Annotated in this window: 19 protein-coding genes and 1 pseudogene; 11 read left to right on the plus strand and 9 right to left on the minus strand. The window is 75.0% G+C overall.

What is annotated here, in order from left to right; all coding sequences use genetic code 11:
• Window positions 1-9 precede the first annotated feature (9 nt).
• Genes AB0883_RS22225 through fxsA form a run of 3 tightly spaced genes read right to left on the minus strand, consistent with a single transcriptional unit; the run spans window position 10 to window position 3,451 of the window.
• A complete protein-coding gene (locus tag AB0883_RS22225; RefSeq protein WP_366643087.1) occupies window positions 10-1,797 on the minus strand; it encodes an HEXXH motif-containing putative peptide modification protein in 1,788 nt (595 codons plus the stop codon).
• Window positions 1,798-1,800: 3 nt separating this feature from the next.
• Window positions 1,801-3,258, minus strand: a complete 1,458-nt coding sequence (locus tag AB0883_RS22230; protein ID WP_366643089.1) for an FxsB family cyclophane-forming radical SAM/SPASM peptide maturase — start codon at window positions 3,256-3,258, stop codon at window positions 1,801-1,803.
• Between the two features lies 1 nt (window position 3,259).
• On the minus strand, window positions 3,260-3,451 hold the full coding sequence (fxsA, locus tag AB0883_RS22235; protein ID WP_366643090.1) for an FxSxx-COOH cyclophane-containing RiPP peptide: 192 nt from the start codon (window positions 3,449-3,451) through the stop codon (window positions 3,260-3,262).
• A 451-nt stretch (window positions 3,452-3,902) separates the two neighbouring features.
• On the opposite strand from fxsA, the gene AB0883_RS22240 reads away from it, so the two are divergent.
• The 5 genes from AB0883_RS22240 to AB0883_RS22260 all read left to right on the plus strand — a co-directional run bounded on the left by AB0883_RS22240 (window position 3,903) and on the right by AB0883_RS22260 (window position 11,259).
• The gene (locus AB0883_RS22240; RefSeq protein ID WP_121398793.1) at window positions 3,903-4,409 is read left to right on the plus strand and encodes a hypothetical protein; all 507 of its coding nucleotides are present in this window, start codon (window positions 3,903-3,905) and stop codon (window positions 4,407-4,409) included.
• Complete coding sequence (locus AB0883_RS22245; protein ID WP_366643092.1) at window positions 4,409-5,815, plus strand: hypothetical protein; 1,407 nt, start codon at window positions 4,409-4,411, stop codon at window positions 5,813-5,815. Before AB0883_RS22240 ends, AB0883_RS22245 begins: the two co-directional genes overlap by 1 nt.
• A gap of 116 nt (window positions 5,816-5,931) precedes the next feature.
• Window positions 5,932-7,299 carry a VWA domain-containing protein gene (locus AB0883_RS22250; RefSeq protein WP_366643357.1) on the plus strand — a complete coding sequence of 456 codons (1,368 nt, stop codon included), beginning with the start codon at window positions 5,932-5,934 and terminating at the stop codon, window positions 7,297-7,299.
• 13 nt (window positions 7,300-7,312) lie between these two features.
• A complete protein-coding gene (locus tag AB0883_RS22255; RefSeq protein ID WP_366643094.1) occupies window positions 7,313-8,425 on the plus strand; it encodes an AAA family ATPase in 1,113 nt (370 codons plus the stop codon).
• Window positions 8,422-11,259, plus strand: coding sequence for a hypothetical protein (locus tag AB0883_RS22260; protein ID WP_366643095.1), 2,838 nt, complete (start codon window positions 8,422-8,424; stop codon window positions 11,257-11,259). Before AB0883_RS22255 ends, AB0883_RS22260 begins: the two co-directional genes overlap by 4 nt.
• A 141-nt stretch (window positions 11,260-11,400) precedes the next feature.
• Here AB0883_RS22260 and AB0883_RS22265 read toward each other — a convergent pair whose 3' ends face one another.
• Window positions 11,401-11,712 (minus strand): hypothetical protein, encoded by a 312-nt coding sequence (locus AB0883_RS22265; RefSeq protein WP_366643096.1) that lies wholly within the window; start codon window positions 11,710-11,712, stop codon window positions 11,401-11,403.
• Between the two features lie 132 nt (window positions 11,713-11,844).
• On the opposite strand from AB0883_RS22265, the gene AB0883_RS22270 reads away from it, so the two are divergent.
• The 3 genes from AB0883_RS22270 (at window position 11,845) to AB0883_RS22280 (ending at window position 14,644) form a co-directional block, all read left to right on the plus strand.
• Window positions 11,845-12,195 (plus strand): YciI family protein, encoded by a 351-nt coding sequence (locus AB0883_RS22270; protein ID WP_366643098.1) that lies wholly within the window; start codon window positions 11,845-11,847, stop codon window positions 12,193-12,195.
• Between the two features lie 2 nt (window positions 12,196-12,197).
• The gene (locus AB0883_RS22275; RefSeq protein ID WP_366643099.1) at window positions 12,198-13,409 is read left to right on the plus strand and encodes a sigma-70 family RNA polymerase sigma factor; all 1,212 of its coding nucleotides are present in this window, start codon (window positions 12,198-12,200) and stop codon (window positions 13,407-13,409) included.
• Between the two features lie 101 nt (window positions 13,410-13,510).
• The gene (locus AB0883_RS22280; protein ID WP_366643101.1) at window positions 13,511-14,644 is read left to right on the plus strand and encodes a glutamate--cysteine ligase; all 1,134 of its coding nucleotides are present in this window, start codon (window positions 13,511-13,513) and stop codon (window positions 14,642-14,644) included.
• 61 nt (window positions 14,645-14,705) lie between these two features.
• Here the strand turns inward: AB0883_RS22280 and AB0883_RS22285 are convergent, their stop codons facing one another.
• Both AB0883_RS22285 and AB0883_RS22290 read right to left on the minus strand, forming a co-directional pair.
• Entirely contained in the window at window positions 14,706-16,490 is a 1,785-nt protein-coding gene (locus AB0883_RS22285; RefSeq protein WP_366643102.1) for an N-acetylglutaminylglutamine amidotransferase, read from the minus strand.
• A gap of 209 nt (window positions 16,491-16,699) precedes the next feature.
• Window positions 16,700-17,125 (minus strand): MarR family transcriptional regulator, encoded by a 426-nt coding sequence (locus tag AB0883_RS22290; protein ID WP_366643103.1) that lies wholly within the window; start codon window positions 17,123-17,125, stop codon window positions 16,700-16,702.
• Between the two features lie 79 nt (window positions 17,126-17,204).
• On the opposite strand from AB0883_RS22290, the gene AB0883_RS22295 reads away from it, so the two are divergent.
• Window positions 17,205-18,998 carry an ABC transporter ATP-binding protein gene (locus AB0883_RS22295; protein ID WP_366643359.1) on the plus strand — a complete coding sequence of 598 codons (1,794 nt, stop codon included), beginning with the start codon at window positions 17,205-17,207 and terminating at the stop codon, window positions 18,996-18,998.
• 52 nt (window positions 18,999-19,050) lie between these two features.
• On the opposite strand, the gene AB0883_RS22300 is transcribed toward AB0883_RS22295, so the two are convergent.
• Window positions 19,051-21,762: a COR domain-containing protein gene (locus AB0883_RS22300; protein ID WP_366643104.1), complete on the minus strand. Its 2,712-nt coding sequence runs from the start codon at window positions 21,760-21,762 to the stop codon at window positions 19,051-19,053.
• Window positions 21,763-21,913: 151 nt separating this feature from the next.
• Window positions 21,914-22,666, minus strand: a complete 753-nt coding sequence (locus AB0883_RS22305; RefSeq protein ID WP_366643105.1) for a TetR family transcriptional regulator — start codon at window positions 22,664-22,666, stop codon at window positions 21,914-21,916.
• Window positions 22,667-22,772: 106 nt separating this feature from the next.
• On the opposite strand from AB0883_RS22305, the pseudogene AB0883_RS22310 reads away from it, so the two are divergent.
• Window positions 22,773-23,642, plus strand: a pseudogene (locus tag AB0883_RS22310) (ABC transporter ATP-binding protein); the annotation flags it as partial.
• Between the two features lie 143 nt (window positions 23,643-23,785).
• Window positions 23,786-25,411, plus strand: coding sequence for an anibiotic ABC transporter (locus AB0883_RS22315; RefSeq protein ID WP_366643106.1), 1,626 nt, complete (start codon window positions 23,786-23,788; stop codon window positions 25,409-25,411).
• A 22-nt stretch (window positions 25,412-25,433) separates the two neighbouring features.
• Here AB0883_RS22315 and AB0883_RS22320 read toward each other — a convergent pair whose 3' ends face one another.
• Entirely contained in the window at window positions 25,434-25,895 is a 462-nt protein-coding gene (locus AB0883_RS22320; RefSeq protein ID WP_366643360.1) for a hypothetical protein, read from the minus strand.
• Window positions 25,896-26,113: the final 218 nt, after the last annotated feature.

The following is a 26,113-nucleotide window of genomic DNA, read 5'->3' on the forward strand; positions in this document are numbered from 1 at the left end:
CCGGGCGGGCTAGGCGGGGTCGCCGGCCAGCCAGGTGGCCACCGCCACCGGGTCGGCCCCCGGCAGCCGGTGGCACAGCGCCCGGACCAGGTCCGGGCGGGTGGTCAGCACCCGCGCGGCGGCGGTACGCCCCAGCCGCCCGGCGGCCAGCGCGACCCCGACCAGCGCGTCGGTGTCCCCGGGATCCTCGGCGAGCCGGCGACGGTACCCGGTCAGGGCGCCCGGCACGTTCCCCCCGGCGTACGCCCGGTCGGCGTCGTCCGCGCGGCGCGCCGTCTCCCGGGGCTGCCGGGGAACCGGAACGTCGACGCCGGGACGCGGACCGGTCCGGTCCGCCGCCGTCCCCAGCAGCCGGTGCCGCACCGCCGCCTCCGGCCCGGTGTCGCCGATCCGCGCGGGCCCGGCCGGACCGGGTGCGACGCCGGGCGGGGCGAGCGGCGGTGGGCTCCGCCGACCCCGCCGCCACGCGTGCGCCGCCTCGTCCACGTCCCCGTCCGCGGGGACCAGGTTGGCCAGCGCCCAGCGCACCGCCCCACCGTCCGCGACGTCCCGGACCGCCGCCTCGACCCGCCCGTCGCCGTCGGACCCCCAGCCGCGCAGGGTGCCGGCCATGCCCGCCACGAAGGCCCGCCCGTCGTCGGTCAGCTCGGCGCTGCCGGCCAGCTGCGCCACGGCCCGCGCGGTCTGCTCCCGCCAGTACGCGTACTCGAACGCGCCGTGCACGCCCTCGTGCCGCCGGCAGCGCCACACCTCGGCCACCCCGAGGTGGGCGTACGCGCCCTGGAGCAGCGCGCCGACGGGGCGTGGGTCCGACCGCCAGGGGGCCCGGTAGCGGGCCGCTCCGCCCGGGGCGTGCAGCGGCAGCAGGTCCAGCAGCGCGCCCAGCTTGGTGTGCTGCAACTCGTGCACGAGCAGCAGCGCGAGCGTCTCCGGGTCGTCCGGCACGCAGACCGCGATCGCGCCCAGCGCCGTCCGGCTGGTGGCGCTGACCGGGTGCCCGGACGGTGGCGGCGTCAGCGGCACCAGCGAACGCAGCAGCGCGGCCAGCCCCCGGGCGTGCGCCGGCAGCCGGTCGGTCAGCCAGTGCCACGCCTGCCCGGTCAGCCGGTCGAGCCGGTCCACCGCCGCGTCGTCCAGCCGGCCCGTCGGCGGCCGGTGGTACCGGCGCCGGTACGGATCCTGGTCGTCGACGAGCACCTCGGTCGGGGGGGTGGCGCGGATCGGGGTGATCCGGCGGGTCGGCAGCCACTGACCTGCCGGGGCGCGACCGCCGTCCGCCCCGCACGCCGGTGCCGGCACGGCGCCCGCCGGCCCGTGCACCGACAGCCCCGGCGGCGGTCCGCCGTCGCTCGCCGGCCGGCCGTCGTACGGCCCGCCGACGCCGCGGAGCACCGCGACACCGGCGCCGAGCCCGGCCGCGCCGCCGACCGTGGGCAGCAGCAGCGCGCCCCCGGGGCACGGCACGGCGAGCGTGAAGGGCAGGCCCGCCCGGACGGCCGCGGCGGCCGCCAGTCCAGCCAGGTAACCCGTGTCGGGCTGGCCGCGCAGCGCCGTCGTGGCCCAGCCGGTGACCGGCGGGTGGGCCAGGACGTGGGCGACCGCCGTCGGGTCCGCCCGCTCGGCGCGGGTCAGCAGGGCGAGGCACTGCCGTACCGACGGCCCGTCCCCGCCGGCGCGGGCGGCGGCGACGGTGAGCAGCCGCCGCCGCCCGAGCTGACCGGCGCGCAGCACCTCGAGCGTCGCGTCGTCACCGTGCCCGGCGGCGAGCCCGGCCAACTGGGCGGGGGAGAGCACCACGCTTCACCGCCACCGGGGCGCGACCCGCCGGGCCTGCGCCAGCGGCACCGACCCGTCGGCTGGTGAAGCGTGCCCGGCCGGCGCGGACTCGCCCGCGTCGCTCGGCAGGGCGGGCCCGGCCGGTCCGGGCCCGTCCGGGGCGGCGCGGCCGGTCGAGGCGTCGGCCAGGGCACGGCGGCGCAGGGCGTCGACGTCGGCGGCCACCACCCGCTGCACGTGCCGGATCAGCCGGTAGAGGTCGGGGCAGTAGACCGACGGGTGCGCGAATCCCGCGCCGGCGCGGAAGCGGTGCGCGTAGAGGCCGCCGCCGCAGGCGCTGAGCACCGGGCAGGCCCGGCACTCGTCGGCCAGGGCCGCCGCACCGGTGGGCCGGCCGGCCAGCGACGGATGACGCAGCGCCTCGTCGAAGGAGTGCCGGAAGACGTCGAGGCCGGTACGCATCGACGCGTCGTCGGTCGTCTTCAGGGTGTCGGTGCCCTCGATGGTGCCGTCGGTCTCGATCGTCATGATGTCCGGTTCGGCGAAGCCCAGCGCCCGGGTGCCACTGCGACCGCCGAGCACCAGCGCGATCAGCGACTCGAACAACCGGATCCCGGTCCGCCGTGGCGTGCTGGGATACCAGCGGTCGAAGACGGCCACCAGCCAGTCGCCGTACGGGGTCTCGGTGCCGCCCGGCCGGCGCCCGGGCGGGGGAGCGGTCCAGTTGCCGTGCGGCAGCAGCAGGTCCAGCCGGGGTGGGGCGAACGCGAGCAGCGACTCGTAGACGCGCACCGGGTCGTTGGCGAGGTCGACCGTGCAGAGCAGCCCCGCCCAGCGCGACCGGTGCTCGGGGCGGGCGAGCAGCCGCAGCGCGGCGGCCACGTCGGCGAAGCTGCCCCGCCCGTCGGGGTAGCGGCGGTGCCGGTCGTTGGCGGCCATGTCACCGTCGAGGCTCACCCCGACGTCGATGTCGTGCCGGTGGCACAGCGCCAGGAAACCCTCGTCCAGCAGCACGCCGTTGGTCTGTACGCCGACGTCCAGCACCGCGCCCGGGGGCAGCGCCGCGCGCAGGGTGCGTACGGTCCGGTCGAGCACCGCCGTCCCGGCCAGCAGCGGCTCGCCGCCGTGCAGCACGACGCGTACCCGGTCGAGCCGGTGCCGCGCCAGGTGCGCGCCGAGGCGCCGGGCGACCTGGGCCACCGTGCCCGGGGCGATGACCCGGGGCCGCTCCCGCCACCGCTGGTCCGCGTGCCGGTAGACGTAACAGTGGTCGCACGCGAGGTTGCACCGGCTGTGCACCTTGAGCACGAGCTGCCGGACCCGGGGCGGGGGCGTGGCGCCGTTCCCGGCGGCCGGCGACGCATCGGCGCCCGGGGCGCCCCCGCGCCGCCCCGCCGCCGGTTCCGCACGGTCGTGGTAGGTCGGCGGGCGGGCGTGGTCAGGATCGGGCGGGGCGGCCGACGTCGGGGCGCCGGCGGACACGTCAGAAGCTCGACTCGAACGCCGACACGTCGAGCTGCCGGCCCGGCTCGTCGCCGGCCACGAGGGTGCCGAGCACGTGGGCCAGCACACTGTCGCCGGCGCCGGAGAGCAGGTCGGCCAGGGGTACGTCCCCCAACCGCACCAGGGCGGGCCCCGCCTCCACGGCCACTGGCGGCAGCTCGGACTCAGCCACGGTGGACCGTCCGGCGACCGTGGACCCTGCCGCGCGTCATCGCTGCCCTCACCCCGCCTTTTCTACACCATCGGGAGCCGGCCCCGACGGCCCTGTGGCGCAGAGCGGCGCGGGGCGCGGCGGCACCGCGACGGCGCCGGCCGGCCAGCTCGCAGCCCGGATCCCCGGGGGCGGTCACGGCCCGCCCGGCGTGCCGTGGCGGCGGGTGGTCGGCCCGGGCGGGGCCGCCGCCCAGGGTCGCGATGACCGGTGACATCCCGCCTCCCGTCCGCGTCGCTGTCCGAAGCATAGGGGCGGGGCGAGGTCGCGGGCGACCACCGTCCGCAAACCCGACTCAGGGTCGTGTCGTACCCGTGGTCCATGATCCTTGTCGTCACAGCGACGCCGGCGTCCCCTCCGGCGTCCGGATGGTCATGGGCGGCGCCGGGAGCGGCGGACGGGAGGTCGGACAGTGGCTGACGCGGAACGGACCGCGTGGCGACGGCGCAGCACGGTGCGGGTGGTGCCGCCCGCGCGGCCCCGCAAGCTGGCCAAGGTGCCCTTCGTGGAGTTGGCCGACGGGCGGTTGCAGGGCGTGGTCTCCAGCGGGTCGGACGTCGACCGGGTCTACGTCTCGTCGATCGCCTCCGGCACCCACGCCTACCACTGCAGCACCAACAACAACCGTCCCTGCGGCGGGCTGCGCGGCGCGCCGTGCAAGCACCTGCACGCCCTGGCCGACGAGGCACTGCTGCAGTACGGCGCCGACCGGGTCGCCCGCTACCTGCGGGTCGACGTCGGCGCGGGGACGGAAACCGCCCGGGAGCTGCTCGCCGCGCTGGACGGGCGGCACGAGCCGACCCCCGCCGCCGTCGTGTTCAGCCGCTTCCTGCGCCACCTGTCCTACCTGGAACTGCCCGGCAGCACGGTCCCCCTGCCCGAGCTGCACTGGTTCCCGGCCACCGGGGCGGCCCGCTGATGCTCGGCACACAGCTCGCCGTCCTGAGCGACGGCACCCCGACCGGCCTGACCGACGCCCTCGACCTGGTCGTCGGCCTCGACGACGCCCTGCTCCGCGGCCTCGCCCGGGTGGGTGAGGACGACGCCGCCGCGCTGGCCGCCCTGGCCGGCGCGCTGACCACCACCCCGCTCGGCGACCGGCTCGCCGAGGCGGTGGCCAAGGTGACCGCCGGTTCGGTGGCCGAGGAACACCTCCTCGCCCTCGCCGGCGCCCGGTGCGCGCTGCTCGGCGCCGCCCACGACGCGCTGCTCGGCCAGCTCGACACCGCGCTGGGCCGGGCCCGCACCCCCTGGGCGCCCGGCCCGGTCGAGCCCCCGGGCGCCGGGTCCCCGGCCCGCGCCGCCGCCCGCGCCTGGCTGCACGAGGTGGCGGTGACGGGGTGGGGCGGCCTCGACCACGAGCTCGTGGCAGCGGCGGGGGCGCCGGTCGAAGCCGCCCTGGCCGAGCCCGGCCTGCGCCGGCTGGCGGTGCTGCTCGACGGTCTCGCCGCCGAGCTGCGGGCGTGCGTGCCGGTCGCCACGATGGCGCAGCCGCCGCTGCGGCGCTGGGCCGACCTCTGGGCCCGGGGCGCGCTGCTCGCCCAGGACGCGGCGGCCGCCTCCGTCCCCACCGCCGTCGAGGAGGTCTCCGGGCGACTGCTCCTGCTCGGCGTCGACGTGCACGAGCACGACACCGCCGTGCAGGCGCAGCTGCACGCGATCCTCGAACCGGCCGACGGCGGGCCGCCCCGGCTGGTCCGCTGCGCGGTCGGCGCGGTCAAGGTGGAGACGATCGTCGGGCCGGCGCTGTGGCGCCTGCTGGACGCCCACCCCGTGCTGCTGGCCGCGCTGGCCGAACGGCGTGCCGTGACGGTCACGGGTCTGCCGCTGCACGGCGCGGACCTGCGCTGGCAGGACGACCGGGTACGCCCCGGCGAGCCGGCCGACCCGTTCGCCACCGCCCGGGTCCTGCTGCCGACCGCGGTCGCGGCGGCGACGGCGCCGCTGGAGCGGCACCCCGTCGGAATCGCCGAGCCCGTCCTGGTGGAGGGCTACACGGTGCGCGACGACGACGGCACGACGACCTTCGAGCTGGACGGGCGGTCGATCGCCGTCGCGGTCGACCGGCTGCCCTCCTGCGGCCCGCTCACCCCCGAACTGGTGGCCGCCTCCTCCGCGTGCCTCGGCCTGGTGCGGTGGGACGACGGTCGCTGGCTGCTGCAACCCCTGGCGGTGCGGGCCACCGTCAAACGCCGGCCGGTCGAGGCGCACACCGGCGACTGGGCGGGCGGGGTCACCGACCCGAGGATCGCCAAGGCCGAGGCCAAGGCGGGCGACGCCGTGGCGGTGCTGCGCGAGCGCGCGGGACGGTTGCTGCGCCGATGACCGACTCCCCGACCTTCGCGGACCTCGCCGACGCCAACCGGCGCCAGGTGCTCTACTGGCGGCTGCTGGCCCGGCTCTTCGACCCCGAGGAGCAGCCCACCCTGGAGTCGGCCAGCATGGCGGTCGTCGACGACCTCGGCCTGCCGGCCGCACTGCTGGACCCGGCGGTGTCGGTGGACACCGTCGTCCAGCGCTTCCCGGCCGTCGCCGACGAGCTGCGCGGCCTGCTCCGACCGGCGCCCGACGCTCCCGCCGCCGCGGCGTCCGCCGAGCCCGCCGAGCCCGCCGAGCGCGTCGAGCCCGCGGCGTCCGTCGAGCCCGTCGAGCCCGCGGCGTCCGCGGCGTCCGAGCCCGCGGCGTCCGACGCTCCCGCCGAGCCCGCCACCGGGCCCGGTGGCGACGGGACGCCGTCCGCGCCGGGTGCCGCCGAGGTGCGCCGCGCCGCGCTGGTGTCGAAGCTGCTGCTCAACGTGTTCGCCACCGGCCACGGGGCGGTCGACGCCGGCCAGCTGGCCCGGTGGCAGTCCGACGCCGGCTGGTTCGAGCAGGCCCTCGGGATGGAACCCGGCGGGCTGCGCCGGCAGGGCGGCGACGGCCTGGGCAAGGTGCTGGCCGGCATCGAGGGCGACCTGGTCCGCCGGATGCACCTGCGGGAGGTGCTGGCCGACCCGGTGCTGGCCAGCCGGCTGACGCCCAGCATGTCGCTGATCGAGCAGCTGCTGCGCGACAAGTCCAACCTCTCCGGGGTGGCCCTGGCCAACGCCAAGGCGCTCATCCGGCGGTTCGTCGACGAGGTCGCCGAGGTGCTGCGTACCCAGGTCGCGCAGACCAGCGTCGGCGTCGTCGACCGTTCCGTGCCGCCGAAGCGGGTGTACCGCAACCTCGACCTCGACCGCACCATCTGGCAGAACCTGACGAACTGGAGCCCGGAGGACGAGCGCCTCTACGTCGACCGGCTCTACTACCGGCAGACCGCCCGCCGGGTCACACCGGCCCGGCTGATCGTGGTGGTGGACCAGTCGGGCTCGATGGTCGACTCGATGGTCAACTGCACCATCCTCGCGTCGATCTTCGCCGGCCTGCCCAAGGTGGACGTGCACCTGATCGCGTACGACACGCGGGCGCTGGACCTCACGCCGTGGGTGCACGACCCGTTCGAGGTGTTGCTGCGCACCAAGCTGGGCGGCGGCAACGACGGCCCGGTCGCGATGGCGCTGGCCCGTCCCAAGATCGTCGAGCCGAGGAACACGGTCATGGTGTGGATCTCGGACTTCTACGAGTTCGACCGCTCCCAGCCGTTGTTCGACGGCATCGAGGCGGTGCACCGCTCCGGGGTGCGGTTCATCCCGGTCGGCTCGGTCAACAGCTCGGGCCAGCAGAGCGTCAACCCCTGGTTCCGGCAACGCTTCAAGGACCTGGGCACCCCGGTCATCTCCGGCCACATCCGCAAACTCGTCTTCGAGCTCAAGAGCTTCCTCACCTAGGAGAACACCCCTCATGTCCGAGATGCTCCGCGCCCCCGCCGAGGTCAAGTACGCCGAGGAACTCGACTTCCTGGAGTCGGTCGACACCGACCCGAAGCCGTTCTCGTGGCGGCTGAGCCCGCGGATGGTCCGACTGTTCATCCTCGGCTCGGAACGGGCCGACGGGCTCGACCGGGAGATTCCGCAGAAGTGGTTCGGCGACCGTACGTTCGTCGAACGCAGCATCGTGACCCTGGCGTCGGACCGGGGCCTGCTGCTGATCGGCGACCCGGGCACCGGCAAGAGCTGGCTGGCCGAGCTGCTGGCCGCCGCCGTCTGCCGCAACTCGACCCTGGTGGTCCAGGGCACCGCCGGCACCACCGAGGACCACATCAAGTACTCGTGGAACGTCTCCATGGTCATCGCCCGGGGCCAGTCCCGCGAGTCCATGATCCCGTCGCCGATCATGACGGCGATGGAGCAGGGCACCGTCGGCCGGTTCGAGGAGCTGACCCGCTCCACCAGCGACGTGCAGGACGCGCTGATCTCGATCCTGTCGGAGAAGTACGTCTCCATCCCGGAGCTGGACCACGACAACATCGTCTTCGCCAAGCCGGGCTTCTCGATCATCGCCACCGCGAACAGCCGGGACCGGGGCGTGAACGACCTCTCGTCCGCGCTCAAGCGGCGGTTCAACTTCGTCCGGATCCCCGTGGTGACGAACAAGCGCAGCGAGGCCGAGATCGTCCGCTTCCGCACCGAGGAGCTGCTGCGTCGCCACCAGATCACTCTGGACGTGCCGCCCACCCTGCTGGACATCCTGTTGCAGAGCTTCGCCGACCTGCGCGCCGCCGCCACCTCGGCGACCAGCGACGACGAGAAGCTGGAGTCGGCGCTGTCCACCGCCGAGCAGATCGGTGTCCTGGAGGACGCCATCCTGCACAGCCAGTTCTTCGGCGACCGCACCCTGCGCGCCGCGACGCTGGCTGGGTCGCTGGTGGGCTCGCTGGCGCGGCGCAGCCCGGAGGACCTGGCGATCCTCAACAAGTACCTGCACGGGGTGGTCGAGCCACGGGCCAAGCAGGACGGCGGCGGTTGGGAGGGCTTCCTCGACGGTGGCCGCCAGGCGATCGCCGCCCTGTCGTGACCGCCCCCACCACGGCCGGGCCGTTCGGTGCGCTGCGTGAGCAGCTCACGGCCGCCGCCGGCGCCTTCGCCGGCAGCTCGGGCGCCGTCTCCGAGATCCTCGCCGGCATGGTCGACGACGTCGACCGCGCCCTCGGCGAGGAGCTGGAGATCTTCCCGGTCTGCCACCACTCCCCGGCGTCCGCGCTGGCCATGGTCCGCAGGCTGCGCGCGAAGCAGCCGAAGGTGATCTACCTGGAGCTCTGCGAGGACCTCCAGCCGCTGCTGGACGAGCTGCGCAACTGCCGCCTGCCGGTGGCCGTGCAGGCGTTCGCCTCGGAGCTGGACGGCTTCCCGGCCGACTGGGGGCCGCTGAGCGTGGTCGCGCCGATCACCGAGGCCAGCGCCGAATACCAGGCCGTCGCGTACGCGCTGGAGACGCCGGGCGTCGAGCTGGTGCTGGTGGACCGCTCCACCGACCACGTCTTCCAGTGGTCACCGCGCCGTCCCGCCGACGACGCCGACGCGGCCCCGGCCGGCGGGGACGTCGAGGCCGCCGCACCGGCGGGGGAGGAGGCCGCCCTGCACGGCGACGCGGTCGGGGTCGAGATCGGCGACCTGCGGCCCCGCTTCGCGGAGCTGGAGGCGTACCTGCTGCACCACGGCAAGGTCCGGCACTGGTCGGAGTGGTGGGACCAGTACGTCGAGCAGCCCCTCGCCGACGCCGACCACGACACCTACCGGCAGGTGATGGTGCTGATCGGCAGCCTGTTCCGGCGGCTGCGCCCGGCCGGGTCGGACCGGCAGGACCGCGACGAGGACCGGGAGCGCTACATGTGGACCCGGATGCGGCAGCACCTGGCCGCCTCCGGGGCCGATCCCGCCGACTGCCTCTACGTCTGCGGCGCTTTCCACGCCGCCAGCCGGGTGGAGCAGTTCGGGTTGCGGGCCGACGCCCCGTTCGAGATCACCCCACGCACCGGCACCCGGTGGCACTACGGGTTGATCCCGTCCAGCCACTCCGCCATCGAGGCGCAGTTCGGCCTCGCGCCCGGCTCGGTCTCGATCGCCGCCGCCACCTGGACCAAGGCGGTCGCCCGCACCGGGCTGAGCCCGTTCCGGCTGGAGGGGCAGCGCGGCGGCCGGACCCGCACCGGTGGCCGCCGCCGCGCCGCCCCGACCCCCGTGCCGGCCGCCCCGGTCGCCGACCGGCTCTCCGGATACCTGGCGCAGCCGCCGGCGGCGCAGGGCCTGGACGAGGCGGAGCTGCGCGGCTGGTGCGTCGACATCGTCCGGCTGGCCCGGCGCAACGGCTACCTGGCCAGCACCGCCGACGCGATCGCCGTCTTCGAGACCTCGATCCTCCTCGCCGGCCTGCGCAACCGCGCGCGCCCCACGCCGTACGACTTCGCCGACGCGGCGGTCACCTGCATCGAGAAGGACGTCGTCCCCGGTCGACGCGACGTCCGCCGGCTCTGCGAGATCCTGTTCGGCGGCGACCGGGTCGGCCAGGTGGGCTACGAGGCCCTTCCGCCGCTCGCCCGCGACGTCCACGACCGGCTCGCCCCGCTCGGGCTGGACCTGGAGAAACGCACGATCCAGCGGGCCCTCGTGGACCTGCGGGCCAGCCCCGAGCTGGTGCCCTGCTCGGACCTGCTGTGGCGGCTGCGGCACCTGCTGCCCCGCGACGCGGTCCGGCCCATCATGGGCGAGCGCCGGTTGGGGCACCGCTCGATCCAGGAGAGCTGGGACCTGGCCCTCGGCCGCAGCCAGCGGGCGCTGATCGAGCTGGGCTACGAGGGGGTGACCGTCGAGCAGGTGCTGGAGCAGCGCCTGCGCCGCGCCGTGCGGGGCCCGGACGCGACGGCCTCGGTTGCGCTGGAGGCCGTCGAGGACGCCATCCGGCTGCTCGACAGCCCGCGCCTGGTCGACGAACTCGGCGCCCGGGCGGTGGAGCTGCTCGCCGCCGAACGCACCGTCGACGACGCCCCCGAGGTGCTGCGCCGGATCCGGCGGCTGCTGGCCCACCATCGCGCCACCGGGCCGCTGCCGGCCTGGTGCGAGGCGTTCGTGACCACCGGGTACGCGCACTACTGCACCCTGCTGCCCACCGCGTTCCTCGACGAGGAGAGCGGGGTGCGGCAGGTCGGCGCGATGCTGGGCTTCCTGTTCGGCATGGAGAGCCTGGCACTCTCCCTGGGCTGCGACCGGTCCCAGCTCGAACTCGCCGTCGCGCAGTCCCACCCGGAGGCGCCGGCCAAGGTGGCGCTGCTCTGGGCCGCCCGGCACCAGCTGGGCCTGCTGGCCCTGGCCGAGTTGCGCGAGCGGTGTGCCGCGCTGCTCGCCAACCCGCTGGTGGTGCCCGCCTTCCCGCAGTACCTCAGCGGCTTCGTGCAGGCCCTGGAGCCGGTGCCGGGGCTCGCCCCGTTCGTCGTGGAGGTGATGTCGTCCGCGTTCGCCCGGCTGCCGGACCCGGTCCTGCTGCCCTGGCTGCCCACGCTGATCACCACCCTGCGGGAGCACGGTGCGGAGCTGGTGCCGCTGCTGGTGCGGGAGGCGGGGCGTACGTTCCCCGGCTCGCTGCCCGCGCTGGACGCCTGGGTGCCGCCGTGGTCGAGGCCGGCGTCACCGCCGGCGCCGGCGGTCCCCGCGGTCGCGTCCGGGCCGGTGGCCGGCCTGCTGTCCGGCCATCCGGAGGCCGTGGACGCCGTCGCCGCGCTGCTGGGCTGCGACGGCGGGTGGCGCGAGGAGGACGCCACCGCGAGCGCCGCCCCGCCGGAACTGACCGCCCTGCTGTCCGCGCATCCGGAGACCGCCGATGCGGTGGCCGCGTTGCTGGCGGGCCAGCCGAGCTGACGGCGGGCCGGGCGGTACGTCCGGCCCGCCCGGCGGGCGGTGGCTCGTCGGCGCGACGACGCGGACCACCATCGGCGAACTGGTCCGGCGACCCCGATCGCCGCCGGCATCGGGGGCCGACGGACGGGGGATCGGGCGTGGCTACGCGTCGTCTCCGACCGGGGGCTGTCCCGCGACCGGTGGTTCCGGCGACCGTGGCTGGTCGTTCTGCGCGGTGGGGGCGGACCGCGACCGACGAAGCGCGACGAGCTCCGGATCGTCGTGTACGTACACCCAGTAGTCGGAGCCCGTGGAGAGCCCGAGAGCCCGCATCTTCCGGGCGACGGCCCGCTCGTATTCGACGGAGTACGTCGGGTCGGCCGGCCGGTCGTCGGCCGACGCGCTGTCGTCTGTCATGGACCGATTCTCGCCGCACCGGGGAATCACCACGCTGACGGTCGTCAGCACGTCCACGGACGATGATGTGACCCCCCGTCGACGGCCGGGTCGCCGAATCGCCCCCGGGCTGTCGATCCGGGCTCGCCTCGTTCGTATGGAGGATGGGAGGCCGGCGGTGGTGCCGGCCCGTCGACGCGAGGAGAGGTCATGAAGCAGTACCTGCTCAGCATCTACCAGCCCGGCGGCGAGGGGACGCCGGACCCGGAGTTCCTGGCCGGGGTGATGCGCGAGCTGGGCGCGATCCGCGAGGAACTGGAGGCGTCCGGCTGCTGGGTCTTCGGCCAGGGGCTGCACGCGCCGGACACGGCGACCGTGCTGCGGCCGTCCGACGGCGACGTGCTGGTCACCGACGGGCCGTTCGTCGAGGGCAAGGAACACCTCGGCGGCTTCACCATCATCCGCGCGCCCGACCTCGACGCCGCGCTGGCGTGGGGCCGCCGGTACGCGCTGGCCACCACCCTGCCGATCGAGGTGCGCCCCTTCCAGGGCGAGGACTGAGCGTGTCGGACGTCGAGGCGGTGTTCCGCGCGGAGTACGGCCGCGCGGTCGCCGTCCTGGTCCGCCTCCTCGGCGACATCGACCTCGCCGAGGAGGCGGTGCAGGAGGCGTTCACGGTGGCGGTGGCGCGGTGGCCCGAGACCGGGCCGCCGCCCAGCCCGGCCGGCTGGATCATCACCACCGCCCGGAACCGGGCCGTCGACCGGCTACGGCGGGAGGCATCCCGCGCCGACCGGCACGCCCAGGCCGCCCTGCTGCACGTCCGCGGCGTACCGGCCGAGGAGGGACCCGTGCGCGACGACCGGCTGCGCCTGATCTTCACCTGCTGCCATCCGGCGCTCGGCCCCGCCGCCCGGGTCGCGCTGACCCTGCGGCTGCTGGGCGGGCTGGGCACCGCCGAGATCGCCCGGGCGTTCCTCGTGCCGGAGGCGACCATGGCCCAGCGCATCGTCCGGGCCAAGGCCAAGATCCGTGACGCCGGGATCCCGTACCGGGTGCCCGGCGACGCCGACCTGCCGGACCGGCTCCCCGCCGTGCTGGCCGTGCTCTACCTGATCTTCACCGAGGGACACACGGCCAGCTCCGGCGACCGGCTGGCCCGCGACGACCTGTGCGCCGAGGCGATCCGGCTGGGCCGGCTGCTGGTGCGGCTGATGCCGGACGAGCCGGAGGCGCTGGGGCTGCTGGCGCTGATGCTGCTCACCGAGGCGCGCCGCCCCGCCCGCACCACGGCCGACGGCGCGCTGGTGCCCCTGCCCGAGCAGGACCGCCGCCGGTGGGACGCCGGGCTCGTCGGCGAGGGGCAGGCCCTGGTCCGCCGCTGCCTGCGCCGCGACCGGCCGGGGCCGTACCAGATCCAGGCCGCGATCGCCGCCGTGCACAGCGACGCGCCCGACGCCGCCGGCACCGACTGGGCGCAGATCCTCCAGCTGTACGACCAGCTCACCGCGTACGCCCCGGGGCCGGTGGTGGCGCTGAACCGGGCCGTCGCGCTCGCCGAGGTGGCCGGGCCGGCAGCGGGGCTGGCCGCCGTCGAGCGGCTCGACCTGGCCGGGTACCACGTGTTCCACGCCGTCCGGGCGGACCTGCTGCGGCGGCTCGGCCGGGCGGGGGAGGCGGCGCGGGCCTACCGGACGGCTGCCGAGCGGACGGACAACGCGGCCGAACGCGCCTTCCTGGACACCCGGGCGGCCTCGGTGCTGACGGGCGGATGACGCCCTCGTCCTGCGCGTTTGCCCGCGCGGTGGGCCGGGAACCCGGGTCGTCCGGCAGCGCGGCGCCCGGCGCGCCGCCCGACGAACGGACGCGAGCGCCCATGACGTACCGTCCGGCACCTGCCACCGCCTCCGACCAGAGCACGCTGACGCTCGGGGTCGAGGAGGAGTACCTCCTGCTCGACCCGCAGACCGGGGAGAGCCTTCCGGTCGCCGACCGGGTGCTCACGGCCCTCTCCGGCAGCGCGCGGGACCAGAGCCGGCAGGAGTTCCGGCACAGCATGGTGGAGATGGTCACGCCGGTCACCGCCGACCTGGCCGAGCTGCGCGCGCACCTGGTGTCGCTGCGCCGCTCCGCCGGCGACGCGGCCGAGGCCGCCGGGGCCCGGCTCGTCGCGGTCGGCGCCACGCCCGTGCACGAGTCGCACCGGACGGTGCCGGACAAGCCGCGCTACCACGCCATGTCCCGCCGGTTCGGGCCGGTGGCGCACGACCCGGCCGTCTGCGGCTGTCACGTGCACGTCGGGATGCCCGACCGCGAACTGGCCATCCAGGTCTGCAACCACCTGCGCCCGTGGCTGCCGGTGGTGCAGGCGATCACCGCCAACTCGCCGCTGCACGACGGACGCGACACCGGGCACGCCAGCTGGCGCTCCATGCAGCTGGAACGCTGGCCCAGCATCGGGCCGACCCCGCACTTCGAGTCGGTCGCCGACTACGAGGCGACGGTGGCGGAGCTGATCAACGCCGGGATCATGCTCGACGCGGCGATGGTCTACTGGTACGCGCGCCCGTCGGCCGCGTACCCGACGGTGGAGGTGCGGGTGGGCGACGTCTGCCCGGCCGTGGACGACACCGTGCTGGTCGCCGGGCTGGTCCGCGCGCTCGTCGCGACGATGGCCGACGACGTCCGCGCCGGGGTGCCCGCCCGACGGATCCGGGACTGCCTGGTCTCCGCCGCGCACTGGCGGGCCGCCCACGACGGGCTGGAGGGCGACCTCATCGACCTGCGCGCCGGCGTCGCCCGTCCCGCCTGGGAGCTGGTCGGCGAGCTGGTCGACACGGTCGCGCCGGCCCTGGCCCGGCACGGCGACCTGGACTACGTACGCGAGCAGCTGGTCCGGTTGCGCCGCGACGGCAACGGGGCCACCCGGCAGCGTCGCGTCATGGCCCGCACCGGCGACGACGTGCGCGCCGTCCTGGACCACCTGGCCGCCGAGACCCGCGCCGCCTGACCCGCGCCGTCTCTCACTCGCGCCCTGACCCGCGCCAGGCAGGGTGCCCGGCCGCGCCCGGTCAGCGGATGTCGTGGGACTGGAGCCAGAGTTCCAGCAGGCCGAGCTGCCACAGCTTGTTGCTGCCGGCGGCGGCCTGTGCCCGGTCCGGCTCGGCGAGCAGCTCGTCGACGTACTCGCGGCGGAACAGGCCGCGCTCGCGGGCGGCGGGCGCGGCGAGGGCCTCGGTGACGAGCTGCCGTACCGGCCCGTCGACGTTGCGCAGGGCCGGCACCGGGAAGTAGCCCTTCGGCCGGTCGACCACCTCGGCGGGCAGCACCTGGCGGGCCACCTCCTTGAGCACGCCCTTGCCGCCGTCGGCCACCTTGTGCTCGGGCGGGCAGGCCGCCGCCAGGGCGACCAGGTCCTGGTCGAGGAACGGGGTGCGCACCTCCAGCCCCCAGGCCATGCTCATGCTGTCCACCCGCTTGACCGGGTCGTCGGGGAGCATCAGGTGGGTGTCCAGGCGCAGCACCGCGTCCAGCGCGGTCTCCGCGCCGGGCGCGGCCAGGTCCGCCGCGAGCAGTTCGCGGCTGGCGTCGCGGTCGCAGGCGTACGCCGGGTCGACCACGCGGCTCAGCTCGGCGTGGTCCCGGTCGAAGAACGCGTCGGCGAAGGCCGCCGCCGCGCCGTCGCGGGGCACCCGCGCGAGGGGCTGGTGGTAGCCGTAGCCGGCGAAGACCTCGTCGGCGCCCTGGCCGGACTGGGCCACCTTGACGTGCCGGGCGACCTGCTCCGAGAGCAGGTGGAAGGCGACCACGTCGTGGCTGCCCATCGGCTCGGTCATGGCGTGGACGGTGCGGCGTACCGCCGGGACCAGGTCGTCGTCGGCGAGCCGGATGCGGTGGTGGTCGGTGCCGAAGGCGCGGGCGACCAGGTCGGAGTAGTGGAACTCGTCGCCGGCCTCGCCGCCCCGGCTGTCGAAGCCGATGCTGAAGGTCCGCAGGTGCTGCTGCCCGGCCTCGGCGAGCAGCGCCACGATCATGCTGGAGTCCAGGCCACCGGAGAGCAGCACGCCGACGGGCACGTCGGCGACGAGCCGCCGTCGTACGGCTTCGCGCAGCGCCTCCCCGACGGCGGCCCGCCAGTCCCCGGCGTCCATGCCGGCGTGGGCGGGGTCCCGGGCGTAGTCGGGCCGCCAGTACACGTGCTGGCGGCTGCGCCCGTCGGCCTCGACGACGCGCACGGTCGCCGGCGGGAGCTTGCGGACGCCGCGCAGGACGGTGCGGGGCGCCGGCACGATGGAGTGCCAGGAGAGGTAGTGGTGCAGCGCCACCGGGTCGATCGTGGTGTCCACGTCGCCGGCGGCCAGCAGCGCCGGCAGCGTGGAGGAGAACCGCAGCCGGCCGGGCGACTCGGCGAGGTAGAGCGGCTTGATCCCGAGCCGGTCGCGGGCCAGCACGAGCCGGCGCCGCCGACGGTCCACCAGCACGACGGCGAACATGCCGACCAGGTGGTCGACGAAGTGCTCGCCCCACTGCGCGTACGCCACCAGGACGACCTCGGTGTCGCTGGTGGAGTGGAACGTGTGCCCGGCGTCCCGCAGTTCCTGGCGCAGCTGGGGGTAGTTGTAGACGCAGCCGTTGAAGACCAGCGCCAGCCCCAGGTCGTCGCGGACCATGGGCTGGGAGCCGGCCTCGGTGAGGTCGATGACGGTGAGCCGGCGGTGCCCGAGGGTCACCCAGCCGTCGTCGAAGTGGCCCTCGCCGTCGGGGCCCCGGGAGCGCATCGCCTCGGTCATCCGGGTCACCGCGTCGGCGTCCGGCGTCGATCCGTCGAATCTCGCCTCGCCGCTGATGCCGCACATCGTCAGCGGTCACCGGGCTTGCCGGGCATCCGACCCACCGTGATCACTCCTGTCGGGCGTCGCAGGTGTGCCAGGGCCGCCCGCTCGCGGGGGCCCGGTCCCGTCGGCAGGACGGGTGGCTGGGCTACCCGCCGCCGGGAGCGGCAAACCCCGGCGGTGCCCGGTCGCGGGCGTCGGCGGGCGGCGGGCGGTGGGCGGTGGGCGGCCGGTCAGTCGCGCAGCGTACGCAGGATGCGGGCGAGCTGGGCCCGGTCGGCGGGTGCGAGGCGGCCGAACAGCTCCTCGGCGGCGGCCCGACGGGCGGCGTGGATGGCGGCGCCGGCGCGCGTGCCCTCCTCGGTCGGCGTGACCAGGGTGGCGCGCCGGTCCGCCGGATCGGATCGGCGCTGCACGAGCCCGCGCGCCTCGAGGTCGTCCACGACCTCGGTGGCGGAGCGCGGGGCGATGCGCAGGTGCTCGGCGAGCGCGCTGAGCCGCAGCGCGCCGTGGCGGAGAAGCACGCCGAGGGCCCGGGACTGGCCGGGCGTCACGTCCCAGGGCGCGAGCGCCTCGCCGGTGCGGTGGCGCAGCCGCCGGGTCACCGCCCGGAACGCCTCGGCCAGGCCGTCCTCGGTGCTGTCGGTGTCTGCCGTCACGGGGAATACCGTAGCAGCGGAAGCTGTTGCTCCCTCATGTTGAGGTAACCTCAGCATATCCGACGTGAGGAAGTATCCCTTGGAACCCGTCCCCTCCGGCCGCGACCGCGGCCCCCGCAAGGTCAGCGCCGCCGAGAAGGCGCAGGCCCGCCAGGTGTCCCTGCGACGCATCGGCGCCCTGTTCGCCCGGCACCGGGCGGCGCTCGCCACCGTCACCGCGATCATCGTGGTCTCCTCGGTGCTCGCCATGGCCTCGCCCTTCCTGCTCCGCGCCGTGATCGACCGGGCCCTGCCGGAGCGCGACCTGACACTGCTGGTCTGGTTGGTGGCCGGCATGGTCGCGGTCGCCGCCGTGACCTCGGTGCTCGGCGTGGCGCAGACCTGGATCTCCACCCGGGTCGGCCAGCAGGTCATGCACCGGCTGCGCACCGACGTCTTCGCCCACCTGCAACGGCAGTCACTGTCGTTCTTCACCCGCACCCGCACCGGCGAGGTGCAGTCGCGCATCACCAACGACATCGGCGGCATGCAGAGCGTGGTCACCTCGACCGCCACCTCGATCGCGGCCAACCTGACCACCGTGGTCGCCACGGCGGCGGCGATGGTCGCGCTCTCCTGGCGGCTCTCCCTGGTCTCCCTCGTCGTGCTGCCGCCGGCCGTCTGGCTGACCCGCCGGGTCGCCCAACTGCGCCGCGAGATCACCGCCGAGCGCCAGCGCGAACTCGCCGACCTGAACGTCACCGTCGAGGAGGGGCTGTCGGTCAGCGGCGTGCACCTGGCCAAGACCCTCGGCACCGGCCCCGCCCTGGCCGCGCGCTTCGCCGCCTCGTCGGACCGCCTCGTCGACCTGGAACTGCGCTCCGAACTCGCCGGCCGCTGGCGGATGGCCACCATGAGCGTCGTCTTCGCCGCCATCCCGGCGGTCATCTACCTCAGCGCCGGCCTGCCCGGCGCCGCCGGCACGCTCAGCATCGGCACCCTGGTCGCCTTCACCGCGTTGCAGGGCGGGCTGTTCCGCCCCCTGATGGGCCTGCTCAACGTGGGCGTCTCGGTGACCGCCTCGCTGGCGCTGTTCGCCCGGATCTTCGAGTACCTGGACCTGCCGGTCGAGGTGGACGACCCCGCCGAGCCGGTCGACGTCGACCCGCGCCGGATCCGGGGCGAGCTGCGCCTGACCGACGTCACCTTCCGCTACCCGGGCAGCGACACCGCCGCCGTCGCCGGGATCACCCTCGACGTGCCGGCCGGCACCGCCCTGGCGCTCGTCGGCGAGACCGGCTCCGGCAAGAGCACCCTGGCCGCGCTGGTCAGCCGGCTGCACGACCCGACGAGCGGCCGGATCACCGTCGACGGCGTCGACCTGCGCGACCTGCGCCTGGCCGACCTCGCCGCGATCGTCGGCGTGGTCAGCCAGGAGACCTACCTGCTGCACACCACCGTGCGGGAGAACCTGCGCTACGCCCGCCCGGACGCCACCGACGTCGAGATCGAGGCCGCCGCCCGGGCCGCCCAGATCCACGACCTGATCGCCGGGCTGCCCGACGGGTACGACACCGTCGTCGGCTCGCGGGGGCACCGCTTCTCCGGCGGCGAGAAGCAGCGCCTCGCGATCGCCCGTACGCTGCTGCGCGACCCGCGCATCCTGATCCTCGACGAGGCCACGAGCGCGCTGGACACCGAGACCGAGCGCGCCGTGCAGCGGGCGTTCGACGAGGTGGCCCGGGGTCGTACCACCATCACCATCGCGCACCGGCTCTCCACGGTGCGCGACGCGGACCGGATCGCCGTGCTCGACCACGGCCGGATCGTCGAGTCCGGCAGCCACGACAGCCTGGTGGAGCGCGCCGGCCGCTACGCCACCCTCGCCGCCTGACGACCGGGCCGCCGTCGGTTGCGGTAGGACTTCGAGACGGTCAGCGGGGCCGTCAGGGAAGCACGGGCAGTCCCGGGTCGTGCAGGTGCCGGTGCCTCGGGCACACCCAGAGGAACTCGCCGGCCGGCGTGAACACCCGGCTCAGACCGCCGAAGGCCTGTGCGGGGTCGAGCTGCGAGAGCAGCACCTTGAACGACCGCAGCGCGGCTCCCTCCGCCGGCGACAGCGTGTGCCGGGCGTCCGTCCCCACGGGCGCGGCGTCGTCGAGGGCAGCGGTCGGCAGCGTGTCGATCAGCGCCTTCATGAGGTTGAGTTCGCGCTGGACGTGGTTCAGGTCGGGGGTGACGAAGGCTGCCACCGAGGTCGCCACCGGGTGGACGAGACGCAGCGTCTTGAACATCAGGTTCAGGTACGGCGCAGAGGCCCGCAGCCACTGGCGGGGCTGGTCGAGTTGATAGCTCGCGCCGTCCCAGGTGTGCCACTGACCGGGATGCTCGCACCAGAGCGTGATCCGGATGGAGCGCCGGGTGAACCGCAGCCACCGCCACCCGGTAGGCCGGAGCGCCGTGACGGTGAACAGCCGGGGGCAGTCGGTGACCTCGGTGCCGACGGCCGTGACCAGCCGGCGGAGGTGGTTCGCGGAGTCGGCGGCGAAGGAGGCCGTCCCGGCCACGTGGTCGCCGATCTGACCGACCTCCCGGGACAGCGTGCCGAGCCGTCGTTCCAGGCGGTGCAGCTCGTCGCCGAGGAGTGTCGGTGGGACGAAACCAGTCAACAGGCCGGTGACGTCGTGATCGTGCTGACAGGTCAGGCAGGGCAGGCTGAGCCGGTGCATCGGGTCGCGCTCCGGCCGCCGCCCGACGCCAACGGTGACCTCCCCGACCGGCGCCGAGGCGGGGGCGGCCGAGCGTTCCCGGAACCTGATCAGCCCGTCGAGGGGGAACCGGCCGGCGCACCCGGCTCCGTCGGCGTCGCGGGTGGGGCAGGGCACGAACAGCTTGAAGGCCAGCCCCGGCCAACGGGTCGTGAGCAACCGTTCCAGGCTGTCCCGGAGCACGTTGAAGAACAGGTCGGGAGACGGTGCCCGCACCTCGATCGTCAACGTCTGGTCGGTGTGCATCTCCACCAGGGCTTCGGACTGGTAGGTGTCGATCGGATGCCGGAGGAAGACACCACGTCGCCAGTGACGTCCCGTCGACGCGTCGTGGTGCCGTACGGTGAGCCAGGCGACCAGGCCGGGCGGTGCGCTCTCGTCGAGCTCGCAGGTCAGTCGCAGCACGCGGAGGTGGTCCGCGACGGGGGTGGTCGCGTTCCACGGCAGGACGGGCCGCTCGAACGGGACGAGTTGGGCGATCAGACTGCGCTCACCGTCGTCGAGCCGGTAGGAGACGTCGAACTTCTCCATCAGGCGCAGGAAGAAGGGGTGGTGTGCCCGGTCGTAGGAGAGGTCGTCGTCGCGGCGGCGCCAGATCCGCCGCAGTTGCCGGTGTTCGAGGATGCCGTCGCCGTGGCGGACCGCCCGGTCCTCCAGCACATGGCTGATCGCCTTCGTGAGCCACTCGGGATTGAGGATCACGATGTCCCGTAGGCCGTCGTCGTCGCCGTAGTAGATGACCTGCCCCAGGTCGTGCAGCAGTTCCGCGAGGTGGTGGACCTCGCCGTCCCGGACCCCGTGCCGGCGGCAGACGGCGGCGAAGTCGTCGAACGGGATCTGTGGTTCGGCAGCGGCCCGGGTCAGGATCGCATCCCGGGCGTCGGCCCACCGGCTGCTGATGAGCTGTCCCATCTGCGGCAGCCGGGCCGCTTCCGCGGCGATGGCACGCCGGAGCCCTGGTATGCCGTTGTCCGTCTCGCTGTCGACCGTGTACTGCCCGGCCAGCATGCCGGGGAAGGCGTCCCGTAGCCGGGGATAGTCCAGCTCCGGCCGGCGTTCGTCGCCGTGGGTGGCGACGACCACGACCGTGGCGTCCGCGCCGACCCGGAGCCGGACGCGGCGCAACCAGCCTTCCACCTCGCCCTGCTCCTGACCCTCCCGGGGGTGCCAGACCAGCAGGTACACCGCTCGACGGCTGAAGAAGAACTGGTGGGTGACCCGGTAGATCTCCTGGCCGCCGAAGTCCCAGGTGCGCAGGGTCAGCAGCTCGTCGAGCGTCGGGTGGGGCAGGTGCAGTTCTCGGATCTCGATGCCGTGGGTGGTGGGACGTCCCTTGACGAACTGCTCGTCGTTGAGCGCCGCCACGAGCGAGGTCTTGCCGACGTTGCCCTCTCCGACCAGCAGCACCTTGGCCTCGAACTGCGGGACGCCGTCCGTCAGGCTCTGCAGGTAGGCGCCGAGCGCCCGGCTGCCCCGGCCCAGGGTCCGGGCGACGGCCTCGTCGAGAGGATTGCCGTCCAGTCGGATGGTCAGTTGACCTCGGACCAGCAGCGGCGCGAGCGACGTAGGCAGCGTGGTGAGCTGGTTGTCCCGCAGGTCGAGCAGGTGCAGCTCGGGCAGCTCACCGATCTGCGGCGGCAGCTTGGTGAGCAGGTTGCCGCCCAGGTCGAGCTCCCGGAGCCGCTTCAGTTCGCCGATCTCCGTCGGCAGGGTGGTCAAACTGTTCCCGGCGAGGTCCAGCCTCTCCAGTCGGTGCAGCTTTCCGACCTCGGCCGGAAGCTCGGCGATTTCGTTGTGGTAGAGGACCAGAACCTCGAGGTCCGCCCTCGCGAGCAGGTCGGGGGGAAGCGTCGAGAGCCCGGTGCGGCTGAGGTTCGCTACGGTGTCCAATTGTCGCCCATCCTCGCGGCTCAGGATCTCCCACCACTATGGACACCTTGTCAACGTGCCTGCTGTCGCTCCTGGCCGGCCTTCCCGCCGTGGACGATGAAGCGGAAGGGATCGCACCCGTCGCATAACGATCTCATATTCAGTCTCAATATCACGCGTGAGATGAACCGAGGTTCCGGTAGACGGTCGCCCGGGACACGCCCAGGGCGGCGGCGATGTCGTCCGCGGAGTGGGTACCCGTGGCGTGCATCCGCCGGGCCTGGTCGACCTGTTCGTGGCTCAGCCTCCGCGGCCGGCCCGGCCGGCGCCGCCGGGGCGCGTTGCCGGTTCCCTGGTCACCCTGGCCGCCGTCGCCCGGTGGTGCGTCGCCGAGCAGTCGGCGTACGCCGTCGAGCATGTCGGCGCGCAGCACCTCGTCCGGCACGTCGGTGAAGAAGACGATCGGGTCACTGCACGCGGCGACCGCCTGCACCGCCCGGACCCGCTCCCGGCTCCCCGCGTCCGGCCCGGCGATCAGGTCGTTGGCCCGCATCGCGATCCGCATCAGGCGGTGGTAGGTGTCGCCGCGCCCGACGAGCGCGATGTCGTGGAAGAGCATGCCGAGCGGGCGGCGGTGGGCCAGCATGGTGTCCACCCAGCCCTCCAGCACCGTCCAGCGGGCCCGCTCGGCCGGCCCCGCCTCGGCCGCGTCGAGCAGCGCCTCCAGGTCGGACACCAGCGGCTCGATAAGGGCCGTGAGCAGGTGCTCCTTGGCGGGGAAGTGGTAGAGGATCGCCGCCTTGGTCAGCCGCAGCCGCTCGGCGATCTGGCGCAGCGAGGTGCGCTGGTAGCCGTGCTCGGCGAACAGGTCGAGCGCGGCGCGCAGGATCCGGGTACGCGTGTCGTCGGGCGCCTCGACGGTCATGGCGGCAAGCCTAGCCGCGCCTGACCGGTGGGAGGTGGCACTGTTGATTCGACTGACCGTCGGTCAGTACAGTGGGTCGTCGGCACCGCCAGCGGCAGGAGGGGTCATGCCCGTCATCTCCATCGACGACCTGGTCAAGACGTTCGGCAGCGTCCGCGCGCTCGACGGGCTCGACCTGAAGGTCGGGGCGGGGGAGGTGCACGGCTTCCTCGGGCCCAACGGCTCCGGCAAGTCCACCACCATCCGCGTCCTGCTCGGCCTGCTGCGCCGCGACGCGGGCGACGTGCGGGTGTTCGACGCCGACCCCTGGCGCGACGCGGTGGCCCTGCACCGCCGCCTGGCGTACGTGCCCGGCGACGTGAACCTGTGGCCGAACCTCTCCGGCGGCGAGGCGATCGACCTCTTCGGGCAGCTGCGCGGTGGCCTCGACCGCCGCCGCCGCGACGACCTGCTGGAGCGCTTCGACCTCGACCCGACGCGCAAGTGCCGCACCTACTCGAAGGGCAACCGGCAGAAGGTCGCCATCGTCGCGGCCTTCGCCTCGGACGTCGAGCTCTACGTGCTCGACGAGCCGACCTCCGGGCTCGACCCGCTGATGGAGGCCGTGTTCCAGGACGAGGTCCGCCAGCTCAAGCGCGAGGGCGCCACCGTCCTGCTCTCCAGCCACGTGCTGGCCGAGGTCGAGGCGCTCTGCGACCGGGTCAGCATCATCCGCGAGGGCCGCACCGTCGAGTCCGGCACCCTCACCGAGCTGCGCCACCTCACCCGTACGGCCGTCACGGTCGAGACCGTGCGACCGGCGACGGGCCTGGCCGCGCTGCCCGGCGTCCACGACGTGCGTGAGGTCGACGGGCGTACCCACCTGGAGGTCGAGCCCGCCCACCTCGACGAGCTGCTCGGGCACCTGGTGCGCTTCGGTGTGCGGGCGCTGACCAGCGCCCCGCCCACTCTGGAGGAGCTGTTCCTGCGCCACTACGGCGACGAGCGCGCCGCCGGTCCCCCTGTCGCCGCCGGATCCCCCGTTACCGCCGGATCCTCCGCACGGGTGGCGGGCCCGACCGACGGCGACGGCCCAATCGACCGCGACGGCCCGGGTGCCGGCCGACCGGCGGGTGCCCGGTGAGCGCGTTCACCGGCACCGGGCGGCTCGCCCGCCTCGTGCTGCGCCGCGACCGGGTCCGGCTGGCGATCTGGGTGCTCGGCACGCCCCTGCTCGGCTACGCCCTCGCCGGCAGCGTCAAGGAGTTCTACCCGGACGAGGCGTCCCGGGTCGGCTACGCCAGCACGTCGGCGTCCAGCCTGGTCGCGCGAGCGTTCAACGGGCCGATCGCCGGCACCGACCTCGGCGCGGTGGTGGTCGCCGAGACGTACGTGACCCTGGCCCTGCTCGCCGCGCTGCTGAGCACCTTCGCGGTCGTCCGGCACACCCGGCAGAACGAGGAGACCGGCCGGGCGGAGCTGCTCGGGGCCTCCGTCGTCGGCCGGTACGCGCTGCTCACCGCCGCCCTGCTGGTGGTCGTCGCGGCGAACGTGGCCGCCACCGCCCTGCTCGCCGCCGCCCTGGCCGGCGCCGGCCTGCCGCTCGCCGGGTCCGTCGCCGCGGCCGCCGCGGTCGGTGGCGTCGGGGTGGCGTTCACCGGCGTCGCCGCCGTCACCGCCCAACTGTCGGTCACCTCCCGGGGCGCCAACGCGCTCGCCGCCGCCGCCGTCGGAATCGCCTTCCTGCTCCGCGCGGCCGGTGACGTGCTGGGCGAGCAGACCGACGGCGGGCTGCGGGTGGTCAGCGCGTGGCCGTCCTGGCTCTCGCCGCTCGGCTGGGGCAACCAGGTGCGCGCCTTCGGCGGCGAACGCTGGTGGACGCTGGCGCTGCCCGTGGCGCTGCTGGTGGCCGGGGTGGTGGCGGCCTACGCCCTCGCCGAGCGGCGGGACGTCGGCGCCGGGCTCGTCGCGCCCCGGCGTGGGCCGGCCACGGCCGCGCCCGGGCTGCTCAGCCCCGCCGGGCTCGCCTGGCGGTTGCAGCGCGGCACGCTGCTCGGCTGGGCGGTCGGGATGGCGGTGCTCGGGTTCTCGATGGGCATCGCCGGCGACGAGTTCAACGCCATGATCGAGGAGAACCCGGCCGCCGCCGAGGCGATCAGCGCCATGGGCGGTGGCGCGCGGCTGATCGACGCGTACCTGGCGGCGATGCTGGGGCTGTTCGCGCTGACCATCGGGGCGTACGTCGTGCAGGCGCTGCTGCGCACGCGCGGCGACGAGACCGACGGGCCGCTGGAGGCGGTGCTGGCCACGGCGGTCGGCCGCACCCGTTGGCTGACCACCCAGGTGGTCGCGGCGACGCTCGGCGCGCTCGCCCTGGTGGTGCTGGGCGGGCTCACCACCGGCCTCGGCTACGGCCTTGTCGCCGGCGACCCCCTCGGTCGGGCCGTCGAGCTGGGCGGGGCGGCGCTGGTACGGCTGCCGGCCCTGCTGGTGGTCGCCGGGGTGGTGACGGCACTGTTCGGTCTGCTGCCCCGCTGGTCGGTGGCGCTGTCCTGGGCGGCGCTGATCGCGTTCCTGCTGCTCGGGCAGCTGGGCGCGGTGCTCGACCTGCCGCAGGCGGCGCTGAACCTGTCGCCGTACACCCACGTGCCGTCGGCCCCGGCGGTCGACCCGGCGGCGCTGCCGCTGGTCGTGCTGACCGGGGTGGGAGCCGCGCTGCTGGTGGCCGGGACGGCCGGCTTCCGCCGCCGCGACGTCCCGAGCTGACGGACCCCTGCCGACGCCGGTGTCACGGTGCGGCGAGGGGTTCCCGGGATCCGGCGTCGAGGAGTGCGCCCACCCGCGCGATCGCGTCGCGGATCATCGCGCCGTACCCGTCGTCCGGCAACTCGGCGGCGAGGGGCGCCGCGACCGACAGGTGCTCCCGGGCACGGGCGAGGTCGCCGGCGCGGCGGTACCCGTCGGCGAGGTTGAGGTGCAGGGACGGCAGGAGGGCGCCTACCCGCAGCGAAGCGTCGTGCCGCTGGACGCGCTCGTCGCTGAGGTCGGCGACGGCCGCCAGCGCGCGGCGGTCCCACGCCACCTCCTCCTCGACCGACTCCTGAAGGTCGGCCAGGTGGTGCGCGACGGTGCAGCGGTGCAGGGCGTCCCCGGTGCCGCCGACCCGGTCCCAGAGCTGGGTGAGGGCTTCGCGCGCGGCGGCCCGGTCGCCAGCTCCACCCAGTTCCAGGGCGCGGCCGATGTGCGCCATGACGTCGTCGCCGTCGACCGTGTCCACTGTGCTCCTCGCGGTTGGGGACCCGTCGGCCGGCCGCCGGGTCTTCGCGCCACATGCTCGAGGCTCGACCGACTCGAGGGTCAAGCCCCGCACCTGGGGAGTTCCCGTGCCCGACGGCGGGCCGGTGGAGGAGGCTCAGCCGACGCGGTTCACGCACGAGCGGGAGGCGCTGGCGTGGGTGCAGGCGCCGT

The organism is Micromonospora sp. NPDC047812, from assembly GCF_040704175.1.
In the GTDB taxonomy this organism is placed as follows: Bacteria; Actinomycetota; Actinomycetes; order Mycobacteriales; family Micromonosporaceae; genus Micromonospora.